This is a genomic window from Rhodococcus sp. 06-418-5, assembly GCF_002258285.1.
Lineage (GTDB): Bacteria > Actinomycetota > Actinomycetes > Mycobacteriales > Mycobacteriaceae > Rhodococcoides.
This window is the reverse complement of sequence record NZ_NOYE01000009.1, coordinates 286,702-299,697: the sequence shown is the minus strand read 5'-3', so window position 1 is coordinate 299,697 and position 12,996 is coordinate 286,702. Positions and strand designations below refer to the sequence as shown.

Here is a 12,996-nt window from a genome sequence, read left to right as displayed (position 1 = left end):
GTGACGTCCATCGAAGTTCTCTCCTTGGAGTGTTCGGTCGGGGAAACTGCGGTCAGTAGTTCGCAGTGCCGCCGTCGACGCTGAGGATCGCGCCCGTGATGCCGGCTCCGGCGTCGGAGGCGAGGAGCATCGCCATCGCGGCAACCTCCTCGATCGTGTTGGGACGCTTGAGCGCCGACTCCTCGGCGAACAGCGCGACCATCTCCTCGAAGGACATTCCCATGGCCTTGGCCGTGGCAGGGCCGTTGTCCTTGATGATGTCGGTGATCACCAGACCGGGGCAGATGGAGTTGACAGTGATGCCTTCGGTACCGACCTCACGGGCGATGGACTTCGTCATGCCGTTGATGGCGTGCTTCGCGGCCACGTAGGCGGTGAACACAGGTTTGCCGTGCTTGCCTTCCACCGACGAAATGTTGATGATGCGGCCGGACTTGTTGGGCAGCATATGTTGAAGGGCTCGGCGGGTGGCCCAGAAGTTCGAGTTCAGATTCCAGTTCATCACCAGAGTCCACTCCTCGTCGCTGAGGCCGGCCGTGGGTTGGAGGTCCTTGGCCCCGCCGGCATTGTTCACGAGAACGTCGATCCGCCCGAACGTGGCGACCGTCTGCTCGATGAAGTCCTCCACATCGGACTGCACGGTGACGTCTCCGGGGAAGAAGGCAGCGCGATCACCGACCCCGAACTGTGCGAGAGCTTTTTCGCCCTTGTCTCTCGAGCGTCCGTTGAGAGACACCTTCGCCCCTTCGGCCAGCGCCGCTTCAGCGATACCGCGACCGATTCCCTGCGTTCCGCCCGTGACGGCAACAACCTTGTCTTGCAGCTTCATTGATTTTCTCCCATACCGATTCGCTCAGGACCAGAGACAAGTAACTTGTCATCGACTACAGTCTGGCATGTAGAGTGGCTCACGTCACAGTAATTCTGCAGACGGATACAAAAAACTACCTACGAGGTGCAGTCGCCGATGTCAGAGACGAGAAGTGAAATGTCCGACCAGCGTTGGTTGGTCGACACCGACCCGAGCCCCCGTCTGCCCGTGTACACGCGTCTGAACGCGAGCGATGTGCTGTCGGACCCGATCACGCCACTCGGTGCGGATCTGGGTTGGATCCAGAACATCCTGCCCGGGTGGAACTTCGGGTACGCCAGCCTCGGTAGCTATTCGCTCGCGGAAAGACCCGATGTGGCGGCCTCGTCCGGCATCTTCTACGGGCACCTCTACATCAACCTGTCGATGTCTCGCCTGGTCGGCATCCGTGGCGGTCTACCGGTGGAACTCGTCGATCAGCTCTTCTACGGCGGAGACCCGAACATCCCGGCGTATGTCGGCCATCCCGACGACGAGAACGCCGAGGCAGGCAGCCGCCTGGAGGCCCGTAACGCGTGGGCGCTGTCGACCGAGACATTCCCGGAACTGGAAGAGGACCGAATTCTCGCCGACCGCTTGCGGGCCGAACGTCCCGACCTGTCCGCACTGACACCGGCAGCGCTCGTCGCGCGAGCCCGGTCGGTGATGCCGCTCGAGCGCGTCGCGTGGCGCGGGGAAGTGATCGCCACCAACTGTGCCGCGGTGGGTCCCGCCGTTCTGGGCCAGCTGCTGGGCGCAGAGAACCAAGACCTCGTCGTCACCCTGGTCGGTGCAGCCGGTGACGTGGACTCGGCCATGCCGTCGTACGCGTTGTGGGAACTCGGCCGCCTGGTGCGGGCCGACGACAAACTGATGGCGGCATTCGATTCCGGGGTTGCCGGTGTCGGTGATCGCATTGTCGGAATCGACCCGAAGTTCGACGCCACCCTCGACCGGTTCCTTCTCGATTACGGATACCGAGGGCCCAACGAGTGGGATCTCGGGTCCGTGTCGTGGGAGACCCGGCCCGAGCTGGTTCTCGGCCTCATCGACCGGCTGCGGCTCCAGGACGACTCGGCCGCGCCGGACGTACGTCTGTCCGACCAGGCGTCGGGCGGAGCCGACGCATGGGCCCGAGCGCGGGAGATCGTCGGTGACGACGAGGCGGGGCAGGCGACGCTCGCGGCGGCGTTGGCGTCGGCCCGCAGATTCGCTGCATGGCGTGAACGCGCCAAGACCAACTGCATCAAGGTCCTGCACGAGGCCCGCGTGCCGCTCGTGGAACTCGGTCGCCGATTGCACGCCGACGGTCACCTCGACTCGGCCGACCACGTCTTCATGGCGGTCGACGACGAACTCGACGCGCTGGCGAGTGCCCCTGAATCGATGAGAACCACTCTGGCGCAACGACACAGCGGCTGGCGGGAGCTGTTCGGACTGGAGCTGCCCACCTTCCTCGACACCCGTGAACCGATCCCCGCCCTGTCGACACTGGGCCGCACGGGTCAGTCGGCCGCCGCCCCCGTGAAAGTCGGCGATGTCCTGCAGGGCTCCGGAGCCTCGCCTGGAATCACGCAGGGGCGTACACGCGTGATCACGTCGATGGCAGAACTGGACACGTTCGAGGTCGGCGATATTCTCGTTGCACCGCAAACCGATCCGTCGTGGACCCCGTTGTTCATGGTCTCCGGCGGTGCCATCACCGACGTCGGTGCCATGGGCTCGCACGCGATGATCGTGAGCCGTGAACTCGGTATCGCGTGCGCGGCCGGCGTTCAGGCCGCGACGCGTCGCATACCCAACGGGACCCTCGTCGAGATCGACGGATCCAAGGGCACGGTCACGATCCTGGAACTGCCGTGACGACCGGGGTCGGCACCAGCACGCGGGCCGTTTTCCTGTCGGAGCGTCCGGGTGGTGACCCCGGGCCGCAGAATTTCGAGATCCGTGACCTCCCTCTCGCCGAACGCACCGCCGACCAGGTAGTCGTGCGCAACCTGTTCATGAGTGTCGACCCATCGATGCGGGGACGGTTGGCGACGTCGGAGATGCACTACACCACCAACTTTCAGGTGGGCGCGCCGCTCGACGGGTCCGCACTCGGTGTGGTCGTCGACGGTACCGACGACGTGCCCGCAGGTTCCTACGTGCGGCATCGCCTGGGCTGGCGCGAGCACGCGGTGGTCGACATCGCTGCGGCCACGGTGATCGAGCCGCGGGGGATCGACCTGCACCACTGGCTCGGAGTGCTCGGCCAGACGGGCTTCACCGCCTACGTCGGACTGGTGCGCGCGGGTGGATTTCGGACCGGTGACACCGTGTTCGTCTCCGCAGCAGCCGGGGCGGTCGGTAGTGCTGCGGGCCAGTTCGCGAAACTGCTCGGTGCGTCGAGGGTCCTCGGTAGCGCCGGTGGGCCGGACAAGGCGGCGCTGCTCACGGAACGATTCGGTTTCGACGAAGGCATCGACTACCGCGAGCGGCCGATCGGTGACGCGCTGCGCACAGTCGCACCGGACGGCATCGACCTCTACTTCGACAATGTCGGTGGCGACCACCTGGTTGCTGCACTGGGGTCCATGAATCAGCGTGGTCGGGTGGCGCTGTGCGGCATGATATCCAACGGGGGTCCGGACAGCCCGCCCATGGATCACCTGATGAACGCCATTCTGAAACGGATCACGTTGCAGGGCTTCATCGTCCGCGATCACGAGGATCTGCGGCCCGAGTTCGAGGATCAGGTCGCGGACTGGCTGGCATCCGGGAAGTTGATCGCCGAGTCCACCATCCACGATGGGCTGGACAACGCGGTCGACGCGTTCCTGTCCATGCTCGGCGGCGGGAACGTCGGCAAGATGCTGGTCCGATTGTCCTGACGGCTCAGCGGAGATGCCCCGTATCGTTGACCGATTCGATGACGAAGCGCTCCGAGCGCAGCACCGCGATGCGGCTCATCGACGTGTATCCGGGGTTGAAGAAGAACGGTGACGGTGCCTGCAGGATGTCGGACAACAGCGTGTTGATGGCGCCGCCGTGCGACGCCACCACAGTCAGCTGACCCGGTGCCCGTCGCGTGGCGTCGAGGACCGCAGCGCGCATTCGTTGCGCGACTTCGGCTTTGTCGTACTTCGGAACGAAGTCCTCGAACCGCCCCTCGGCGAATGCTCGACCCTGAGGTGTGTCGGCGATGGCCTCCGGGGTGGCGTAGCTGGTGCGGTCGCTGTCCCATTCCCGGAACCGCTCGTCGATGATGACGTCGAGTCCGTGTGGTCTTGCCGCCAGTAGCGCGGTCTGATGGGCGCGCTTGTAGTGACTCGACACCACCTGCGCCACCGGTTCGCGGCGCAGCCACGCACCGAGGCGTTGGGCCTGGCCGTGACCGGCGTCCCCGAGTCCGGGATCGGCCGCGCCCTCCTCGCCAGGCAGACCGTGCCGCACCAGAATCACCCGGCTCGCCGTGGCGAGAGTGTCCTGCGTCATGCGGACACCGTGCCGCGCAGATGTGCGGTGTCGTTGAGGGAAGCGACCACGATCACGCCGGAGTCCAACTTCTGTACGCGTGCGATCGAGGTGTAGGCGGGGTTGTGCCAGAACGTCTTCGGCATCTCGAGGATGTCGGCGACGACTGCATTGATGATGCCGCCGTGCGCCACGGCCACCACGCGCCCGCAGGGATACCGGTCGAAGACCTGATCCAGAGCCGACCGAGCGCGGGCGCGAAATTTCGGCAGATCGAGGGCAGGAACGTACTCCTCGAACCGGCCGTCGGCCACCGCGCGCAGTCGAGCATCGTCGGGTGCCATGTCCTCGACGGCCATGTAGTCCGCGGGGCTGATGTCGTCGTCCCACTCGCGCAGGTCCTCGATCACCAGATCGAGCTCCCGATCCATCCCTGCCGCAAGCTCTTCCGCCGTCTGCCGGGCCCGAACCAGGGGACTGGCAACAATCGCATCGATGTTCTCGTGCCGCAGCCACGTCGCCAGCTTGCGGGCATCCGCGACGCCTTCGGGGGCCAACCCGGGATTGCGCACTCGGGAGACCGGTTGGCCGTGCCGGACCAGTAGAACCTCGATCATCGATTGCCTTTCGGTGGTGTGGGAGCTAGCCGGCGATGGTGCGTTCGGTACTCCAATACGGAGCGCGCATGGCTTTCTTGTCGAGCTTGCCCATGGCGTTGCGGCTCAGTTCATCGACCACGACGTAGTTCTTCGGGCATTTGTAGGAGGCCATCGAGTCCTTCGCGAAGCGGGCGAGTTCGTCCACGTCCAGCGAGGTGTCGGGCCGCGCCACCACCAGGGCCAGCAGGGCTTCGCCGAGGTCGTCGTCCGGCACGCCGATCACCGCGACTTCCGCGACGGTCGGGTACGTCGACAGAACGCGCTCGCTCTCTGCGGGATACAGGTTCACACCGCCGGAAACCACCATGTCGGCCACTCGATCGGTGATGAACACGTACCCGTCGTCGTCCACGTAGCCGACGTCGCCCAGGGTTGCGACTCCTGGCAGAATGTAAGCCGCAGCGGTCTTTTCGGGATCGGCGTGGAAGACGACGCTGCGCTCGGGCGGCGTTCGGAAGCCGAGCACACCCACCTCACCGCGGCCGAGTTCGCCGCCGTCGGATCCGACGACCACGGCTTCGAACGGGGGGACCGCTCGGCCGACCGACCGGGGGTGCCCGAGCCACTCCGTCGAGTCGATCTTGCACACCGACCCGATTTCGCTGCCGCCGTACGACTCGACGAGTACCGGACCGAACCAGTCGATCATCGACCGCTTTACGTCCTGGGGACACGCGGAGCCGGTATGCGCGACGTATTGCAGAGACGAGACGTCGTGGCGCGAGCGGACGCCATCGTCGAGTCCCAGCAGACGCTGGAAGTGCGTGGGAACCATCAGTGTCGACGTGACCTGGTGACTGTCGATCAGCTCCAACGTGCGTTCGGCGTCGAAGCGGCCCATCACCACCACCGGCTGACCGGAGAGCAGATGGCGTATCGCGGTCAGTGGACCGTTGTGTTGCAGCGGTCCGACGACGAGATGGACGCCGGCGGGATATCCCGACCGCGCGGACACCGCGTCGACGAAGTCCGCGGCGGTCTCGGCGGGAGCGGGCAACCAACGCACTTGCGTGCCGCGAGCGCGGCCGGTGGTGCCGGAGGTGTACACGAGCGGTGGTCGAGCCGGGCGTTCGAGTGGAAGTGCCGACGCGGACACGTCCTCTCGCGACACGACGAACTCGGACCAGTCGACGCCGCCGAAGGCGTCGGCGTTGTGGATGATCACCGCCCGAAGGCCGACCTCGAGGCCCGCTGCGAGGGATGACATCAGGCCGAGTGGCCCCGTCACCACCGCCACGGACCCGGAGTCCACCAGCTGATCGGCCATTTCGTCGGGCTTGAGCTGCCGGGAGACGGCTACCGTGCCGACACCGCGCCGGATCCCGGCTACATGCGCCAGGAGAGTCTCTACGGCGTTCTCCCCGATCACCGCGACGCGTTCGTCGGAGTTCGGGGCGATGCCGATCAGTCCCTCGCCCAGGGCATCGAGGGTGGTGGCGACGTCCATCCAGGTCATCGCTCTACGGTCGTCCACCAGAGCCAGGCCGTGCGGGTCGGCCGTCGCTCGGTCCCTGATGAGGTCGAGCATGGCTCACTCCTTCAACGGTTCGGTCCTCGGATGTGCAATAGTAACTTTATAGTGATTCTACTTACATTCGGCTACTGTTGCGGCCATACTGTAGAAGACGTAAACAAAGTCCCCGCCGGAATGCTCGTTGCATCGTTCGGACCAGAGAAGAGGTGTACGTGGTGACTTCGACCGCGACCGACCCAACCCGTGAGGCCGTCGAGCCCATCGGATCCAACGATCCGACACCGAGCCGGGAGATCCTGCTGGATCTGCACCGGCGCATGGTTCGGATCAGGCAATTCGAGACCGAGGCCGGCCGGCTGATGGAAGGCGGCAAGCTGCCAGGTTTCCTGCACCTGTACGTCGGCCAAGAGGCCGTCGCAGCCGGTGCGATGAGCAATTTGCGAGACACCGATCAGATCTCCTCGACACACCGCGGACACGGTCACGCTGTCGCGAAGGGTGCCCAGTTCCGCGAGATGTTCGCCGAATTGTTCGGCCGCGTCGGCGGGTACTGCAAGGGTCGCGGAGGCTCGATGCACATCAACGATCTGTCCATCGGCATGCTCGGCGCGAACGGCATCGTCGGCGGCGGTATTCCGATCGCCGTCGGGGCAGCGTTCGCCGCCAAGTACCGCGGCGAGGACTCCGTCGCCATCCCGTTCTTCGGTGACGGGGCAAGCAACATCGGCGCGTTCCACGAGGCCGCGAACATGGCCGGCATCCTCGAACTCCCGGTTGTATTCGTCTGCGAGAACAACGGATACGCGGAATTCACCGCACTGCGGGATCACATGAAGCTCGAGAACGTCGCCGATCGCGCACCGGCCTACGGATTTCCCAGTGAGATCTGCGACGGCATGGATGCGATCGCGGTGCGTGCAGCCGTCGGGCGTGCGGTCGAACGGGCCCGCAACGGCGGTGGACCCACTCTGGTCGAGGCCAAGACCTACCGCTACTACGACCACCAGGGTGTGAAGGGACTCCGCAAGACCTACCGCACTCAGGAAGAGGTCGAGGCGTGGAAGGAGCGCGATGCCATCAAGCTCCTCGAAGCACGGGCCGTGTCCGAAGGTCTGGTGACGGAATCCGAGTTCGCCACCGTCTGGGCCGAAGTGGACGCGGACATCGCAGAATCCGTGAGCTTCGCCGAGGCCAGTCCCTTCCCGGACGTGGCCGACTTCGCCCTCAACGTCTACAGCGACTGAAGAATCGAAAAGGCTGGAACGATGTCTACTGCAACAGAAACATCACCGAATTCGACAACACCGGCCGAGGCCGCGTCGGCACGCATCACAACCTACGTCAAGGCGTACAACGAGGCCGTCGCGCAGACCATGCGTGAGGACGAGAACGTCTTCGTAATCGGCGAGGATGTGGCCGGATACGGCGGCGTCTTCCACATGTACGACGGACTTCTCGACGAGTTCGGGCCACGGCGCATGGTCGATACGCCGATCGCCGAGATGGGTCTCATCGGGCTCGGTGTCGGTGCCGCCGCGCGCGGGCTGCGTCCCGTCGTCGACATCATGTTCATGGACTTCCTGGCCGTCGCCCTCGACCAAGTGGTGAACCAGGCCGCCAAAATGAAGTTCATGTACGGCGGCGAGGTCAAGGTACCGATGGTCATCGCGGTCGCCTACGGCGCGGGCGTGAGCGCGGGTGCACAACATTCGCAGTCGCTCGAAGCCTGGCTGGCTCACACGCCGGGACTGAAGGTACTGATGCCGTCCAACGCGTACGACGCCAAGGGCCTGATGGTCTCGGCCGTACGCGACGACAATCCTGTCGTGTTCATGCTGAACAAGGTGCTCCTCGGAGCGCGTGCCGAGGTGCCGGAGGAGATCTACTCGATCCCCATCGGTCAGGCCGCGATTCCGCGTCAGGGTGACGACGTCACCATCGTCGCCTTCGGCCGTATGGTCACCGAAGCCCTGAAGGCCGCTGACATTCTCGCCGAATCCGGAGTCTCGGTCGAGGTCGTGGACCCGCGGTCGGTGCAGCCACTCGACACGGCCACGATTGTGAAGTCGGCGTCGAAGACCAACCGCATTCTGGTGGTGCACGAGGCCGTCACGTTCGGTGGCATCGGGGCCGAAGTAGCTGCGCAGATCCAGGAAGAAGCGTTCGACTACCTCGACGCACCGGTCCTGCGCATCGGCGCACCCTTCACCCCCGTGCCGTTCAGCACCCCGCTCGAGAAGGCCTACGTGCCGGACGCCGACCGGATCGTCTCCGGAGCCCGCCGCCTGCTCGAAAGGAATTGAGAAGTGGCACAGCAGATCGTGCTTCCGAAGCTGGGTCTCACGATGCAGGAAGGCGTCATCGGGGAGTGGGTGGCCGAGGCGGGCCAGCGCATCGGCCTCGGCGACGTGCTCCTGCGACTGGAGACCGACAAGGTCGATGTCGACGTGGAAGCCGAAGCCGAAGGCATCCTCGCCACTTCCGCGAAGGCCGGCGACGTCCTACCGGTCGGCGCGGTGATCGGCTGGCTTCTCGGTGACGGAGAGCAGGCACCGAACGGTGTCGCCGCGCCCGCAACCACCGACGCCGTCGTCGACGACACCGCATCGGCAGTGGCTTCCGCAGCACCGGTTTCGGCCGACGGCACTCGACTCAAAGCGTCGCCGAATGCCCGTCGCGTCGCAGCGGCGTCGAACGTCGACCTCGCTGCCGTTCGGGGCACCGGTCCCGGCGGGCGCATCGTCTCCGAAGACGTCGAGGAGTTCCTCGTCGCTTCTCCGACACCCGGTTCTCCGGCACCCATGACTGTGGCGTCCGAGCCCACGATCATCGCCGAGGCCACTGTCTCCGAATCCACCGCCTCCGAGCCGAACTCTGCGGCCGGACAGTTCGTCGGCCCGTTGATCCGGCGCCGGGCGGCCGAGCTCGGCGTGGACCTGACTCGGCTCGTCGGCACTGGAATCGGTGGCCGCGTCACCAAAGCCGATGTGGAGAACGCAGCTGCGCCACAGTCTGTTTCGAATACGTCTGCGACGAATCATGCCCGTGTCTCCGGTCCGCAGCCCGGTGACGTCATCCCGCTCTCGGGTATGCGCGGCGCGATCGCCCGCAACATGGTCGACAGCCTCCACACGATGGCGCAGCTCACCCATGGCTACGAGGTGGACGTCACTGCGCTCGTCGCCGTTCGCGAACAACTCAAGACCGAGAGCGTGCAAGCCAATTCGAAGCCGCCGAGCCTGAACGACTTCGTCGTCAAAGCCGCTGCCCTTGCGTTGCAACAGCATCCGGCGCTGAATGCCGGGATCGCCGACGACAAGGTGACACTGTTCGAGGAGATCAACATCGGAATCGCGGTCGCCGTCGATGGCGGACTCGTGGTTCCCGTTGTGCGCAATGCCGACGCTGTGTCACTCGCCGCGATCGCCCGCCGCACCCGCGCGGTGGCCACTGCTGCTCGGACGGGCAAACTGGGGCTGACGGATATGGAGGGTGCGACGTTCTCGGTCAGCACACTCGGTGCCTACGGCGTCGACTTCTTCACCCCGGTCGTCAATCCGGGCAATGTGGCCATTCTCGGCGTCGGCAGGGTCAAGGACGGATTCCGTTGGGAGGGTGAGACTCCGGTGCGGACGCAGGTCATGACCCTGAGCCTGACCTTCGACCATCGGGCGGTTGACGGTGCTCCCGCGGCGGAGTACCTGCGCACTCTCGGCACGATTCTCGCCCGGCCTCTGGCCTTGCTGGCCGGATAGCGCGCATGCTCGTGGTCGACGAGGGGCTCTTCGCGCAACTGGATCCGCCGGTGCTGGCCGGAAGCGAGTGCGGCGACTGTGAAGTCGTGGCGTTTCCGCCAGTAGCGCGGTGCCCGGGGTGCGCTGGGTCGGCGGTAGTGCGGCGCGCGTTGCCGACACGCGGGTCGGTCTGGACCTGGACCACTCAGTCGTTCGCGCCCAAGCCGCCGTTCGAGGTGCCCGCGTCGGGATTCGAGCAGTTCGTGGTCGGCTACGTCGACCTTGGCAGCGTGCTGGCGGAATCTCGTATCGTCGGCGTCGTCGCTATAGGTGACGAAGTCGAACTTCGATTGCTTCCGGTCAACGAGACCGAGGTCACGTTCGCCTTCGAGAAGGTCGAGCGATGAGCGACGACGTCTACGTCGTCGGAGCCGGCATGCATGCGTTCGGTCGGCACGACGGGGTCTCCGGCCTGGACATGGGTGAGTACGCTCTGCGCGGTGCCTTGGCCGACGCCGGAGTCGCGTGGTCCGACGTCGACGCCGCTGTCGGGGGTAGCAATGTTTCCGGAAAGCCCGACTCGCTCGTCTCGCGGCTCGGCCTGACCGGCATTCCGTTCATCACGGTCAAGAACGGTTGCGCCACAGGTGGAGTAGCTTTGTCCACGGCCACCGACATGCTCACCGCACGCCGAGCCGACGTGGTGGCAGTGGTCGGTTTCGACAAACACCCGCGCGGTGCATTCGCGTCCGACCCGGCCGCTTACGGTCTGGACCCCTGGTACGCCCGGACCGGCATGATGGTCACCACCCAGTACTTCGCGATGAAGACCCGCCGGTACTTCCACGAGCACGGGCTGGACGAGTCCGCGTTGGCGGCGGTGTCCGAGCGCGCCTTCGCAAACGGGGCCGCGCATCCTATGGCGTGGCGGCGAAAAGAATTCACCGCCGAGCAGGTCCGTGCGTCCGTCATGGTCAACGACCCGCTCACCCAGTACATGTTCTGTTCGCCGGGTGAGGGCGGCGTCGCACTCGTTCTCGCGCGCGGAGACCGAGCGCACGACCTGTGCGAGCGACCGATTCGGCTTGCTGCGGTGGAGGTGCGTACTCGGCGGTCCGGATCGTTCGAGGTGTTCTCGCCATGGCTCGCTCCTCGTCCGATACGCAGTCCGAGCATCGATGCGGCCGCGGCGGCGTTCGCCGCCGCCGGCCTCGGACCCGGCGACGTCCACGTGGCGCAGTTGCAGGACACGGACTCCGGCTCCGAGATCATCCATATGGCGGAGACAGGTCTCTGCGCGCACGGCGAGCAGGCGAAGTTGCTCGACTCCGGTGCCACACACCACGACGGCTCCATGCCGATCAATACCGACGGCGGGTGTTTGGCGGGCGGCGAGCCGATAGGTGCGTCGGGGTTGCGGCAGGTACACGAGGTCGTCCGGCAATTGCAGGGCCGGGCCTTGGGAAATCAGGTGCCGAGCCGGCCGACAATCGGCTTCACCCACGTTTACGGTGCACCCGGGTTGTCGGCGTGCACCGTATTGACCGCAGAATGACGAGAGGGGCACCATGACAACGGGTCTCGGTACCATCCCCGAACTGGCCGAATTCCAGGCGGACGTACGCTCGTGGCTGGGGTCCATCCTGCCGCCTCGGCCGGCACCGTCACCGCAGGACCGGCCCGACCTCGCCGTCTTCCGCAACCTGTCGGACGAGGACGAAACATCGTTGCTCGACGCCGCACGGCATTACCGCAGACAACGGTTCGACGCCGGCTACGGGGCGGTGACCCTGTCCGTTGAGCACGGCGGTCGCGGATTGCCCGCGTCCTACGCCTCGGCCATCGCGCAGGCCGAGCGTGAGTTCGACGTCCCGCCGTCCACCGAACTCATCAGCGTCACAACCGGTCTCGTCGGGCCCGCGGTGGTGATGTTCGGATCCGAGGATCAGCGGCGCACCTACGCAAACTCGTTGCTTCGCACCGACGTTCTCGCGTGCCAGTTGTTCAGCGAGCCCGGGGCTGGATCGGACCTGGCGGCTCTGGGGTGCCGCGGCGTCCGCCGCGGTGACGACTGGGTGTTCGACGGGCAGAAGGTGTGGTCGTCCGGAGCTCGCTTCGCCGATCTCGGGATGCTGTTGGCCCGCACCGACCCGGATGCACCGAAACACAAGGGCATCACCGCTTTTCTGATTCCCCTGGATCTCGCGGGAGTCGACATTCGGCCGATTCGGCAGATGAGCGGAGGATCATCGTTCAACGAGGTGTTCCTACACGAGGTCCGGGTGCCGGACAGCATGCGCCTCGGCGAGGTTGGTCAAGGGTGGAAGGTCGCCAATGCCACGCTGGCGTTCGAGCGCACCGCGTCCGGATCGGTGACTCGCAAGAAGGGTGGCTCGGTAACCGAATTGATCTCGTTGGCGCAATCTCTCGGTGTCGCGAGCGATCCGTTGGTACGGCAGAACATCGCGGATGTGTACATCCGATCGGAACTGCGGGTGGCCACGGCCGATCGGGTTGCCCGCGCTGCTGCCGCGGGTGCATCTCCGGGGCCGGCAGCATCGGTCGGCAAACTGATGGCTTCGGACGTCCTGGGCAAGATCGGCGAGATCGCGGCGGATCTGCTGGGCACCGAGATCACCGCCGCGGTCGACGACGACCGCTTCGCCTGGACCGAACACCTACTGGGCAGCCCGGGCTACCGGCTCGCAGGTGGCACCGACCAGATTCAGCGCAACGTCATCGGCGAGCGGGTACTCGGGTTGCCGCCGGAGCCCCGGGAGAACCGCGACCAGCCGTGGTCCCAGCGCGACAAGCGCTGAACTT

At 65.7% G+C, this 12,996-nt stretch carries 12 protein-coding genes; 8 read left to right on the top strand and 4 right to left on the bottom strand.

The features are described from left to right. Positions 1–52: 52 nt before the first annotated feature. Positions 53–829 (bottom strand): SDR family NAD(P)-dependent oxidoreductase, encoded by a 777-nt coding sequence (locus CH274_RS05260; RefSeq protein ID WP_094630321.1) that lies wholly within the window; start codon positions 827–829, stop codon positions 53–55. A gap of 159 nt (positions 830–988) precedes the next feature. Here CH274_RS05260 and CH274_RS05255 point away from each other — a divergent pair, with 159 nt between their 5' ends. Further along, positions 989–2,713 (top strand): PEP-utilizing enzyme, encoded by a 1,725-nt coding sequence (locus CH274_RS05255; RefSeq protein ID WP_094656867.1) that lies wholly within the window; start codon positions 989–991, stop codon positions 2,711–2,713. Next, complete coding sequence (locus tag CH274_RS05250) at positions 2,710–3,723, top strand: NADP-dependent oxidoreductase (protein WP_094656868.1); 1,014 nt, start codon at positions 2,710–2,712, stop codon at positions 3,721–3,723. Before CH274_RS05255 ends, CH274_RS05250 begins: the two co-directional genes overlap by 4 nt. A gap of 4 nt (positions 3,724–3,727) precedes the next feature. Here the strand turns inward: CH274_RS05250 and CH274_RS05245 are convergent, their stop codons facing one another. Genes CH274_RS05245 through CH274_RS05235 form a run of 3 tightly spaced genes read right to left on the bottom strand, consistent with a single transcriptional unit; the run spans position 3,728 to position 6,493 of the window. Further along, a complete protein-coding gene (locus tag CH274_RS05245) occupies positions 3,728–4,327 on the bottom strand; it encodes a histidine phosphatase family protein (RefSeq protein WP_094630324.1) in 600 nt (199 codons plus the stop codon). Continuing rightward, entirely contained in the window at positions 4,324–4,923 is a 600-nt protein-coding gene (locus CH274_RS05240) for a histidine phosphatase family protein (protein WP_094630325.1), read from the bottom strand. Before CH274_RS05240 ends, CH274_RS05245 begins: the two co-directional genes overlap by 4 nt. 25 nt (positions 4,924–4,948) lie before the next feature. Then, entirely contained in the window at positions 4,949–6,493 is a 1,545-nt protein-coding gene (locus CH274_RS05235; protein WP_094656869.1) for an AMP-binding protein, read from the bottom strand. 161 nt (positions 6,494–6,654) lie between these two features. Between CH274_RS05235 and CH274_RS29465 the strand changes: the two genes are divergently transcribed. Genes CH274_RS29465 through CH274_RS05210 form a run of 6 tightly spaced genes read left to right on the top strand, consistent with a single transcriptional unit; the run spans position 6,655 to position 12,992 of the window. Then, on the top strand, positions 6,655–7,683 hold the full coding sequence (locus tag CH274_RS29465) for a thiamine pyrophosphate-dependent dehydrogenase E1 component subunit alpha (RefSeq protein ID WP_256993482.1): 1,029 nt from the start codon (positions 6,655–6,657) through the stop codon (positions 7,681–7,683). 21 nt (positions 7,684–7,704) lie between these two features. Next, positions 7,705–8,742 carry an alpha-ketoacid dehydrogenase subunit beta gene (locus tag CH274_RS29460; RefSeq protein ID WP_218829196.1) on the top strand — a complete coding sequence of 346 codons (1,038 nt, stop codon included), beginning with the start codon at positions 7,705–7,707 and terminating at the stop codon, positions 8,740–8,742. A gap of 3 nt (positions 8,743–8,745) precedes the next feature. After that, positions 8,746–10,194: a 2-oxo acid dehydrogenase subunit E2 gene (locus tag CH274_RS05225; protein WP_094656871.1), complete on the top strand. Its 1,449-nt coding sequence runs from the start codon at positions 8,746–8,748 to the stop codon at positions 10,192–10,194. A gap of 5 nt (positions 10,195–10,199) precedes the next feature. Further along, entirely contained in the window at positions 10,200–10,580 is a 381-nt protein-coding gene (locus CH274_RS05220; RefSeq protein WP_094656872.1) for a Zn-ribbon domain-containing OB-fold protein, read from the top strand. Beyond that, positions 10,577–11,728 carry a thiolase family protein gene (locus tag CH274_RS05215; RefSeq protein WP_094656873.1) on the top strand — a complete coding sequence of 384 codons (1,152 nt, stop codon included), beginning with the start codon at positions 10,577–10,579 and terminating at the stop codon, positions 11,726–11,728. Before CH274_RS05220 ends, CH274_RS05215 begins: the two co-directional genes overlap by 4 nt. A 13-nt stretch (positions 11,729–11,741) precedes the next feature. Continuing rightward, entirely contained in the window at positions 11,742–12,992 is a 1,251-nt protein-coding gene (locus CH274_RS05210; protein ID WP_094656874.1) for an acyl-CoA dehydrogenase family protein, read from the top strand. Positions 12,993–12,996 lie beyond the last annotated feature (4 nt).

Excerpts from the sequence above, each read along its gene's own strand:
- CH274_RS05260 (WP_094630321.1), bottom strand. The coding sequence starts at position 829 with ATGAAGCTGCAAGACAAGGTTGTTGCCGTCACGGGCGGAACGCAGGGA.
- CH274_RS05255 (WP_094656867.1), top strand. The coding sequence starts at position 989 with ATGTCCGACCAGCGTTGGTTGGTCGACACCGACCCGAGCCCCCGTCTG.
- CH274_RS05245 (WP_094630324.1), bottom strand. The coding sequence starts at position 4,327 with ATGACGCAGGACACTCTCGCCACGGCGAGCCGGGTGATTCTGGTGCGG.
- CH274_RS05240 (WP_094630325.1), bottom strand. The coding sequence starts at position 4,923 with ATGATCGAGGTTCTACTGGTCCGGCACGGCCAACCGGTCTCCCGAGTG.
- CH274_RS05235 (WP_094656869.1), bottom strand. The coding sequence starts at position 6,493 with ATGCTCGACCTCATCAGGGACCGAGCGACGGCCGACCCGCACGGCCTG.
- CH274_RS29460 (WP_218829196.1), top strand. The coding sequence starts at position 7,705 with ATGTCTACTGCAACAGAAACATCACCGAATTCGACAACACCGGCCGAG.
- CH274_RS05220 (WP_094656872.1), top strand. The coding sequence starts at position 10,200 with ATGCTCGTGGTCGACGAGGGGCTCTTCGCGCAACTGGATCCGCCGGTG.
- CH274_RS05215 (WP_094656873.1), top strand. The coding sequence starts at position 10,577 with ATGAGCGACGACGTCTACGTCGTCGGAGCCGGCATGCATGCGTTCGGT.
- CH274_RS05210 (WP_094656874.1), top strand. The coding sequence starts at position 11,742 with ATGACAACGGGTCTCGGTACCATCCCCGAACTGGCCGAATTCCAGGCG.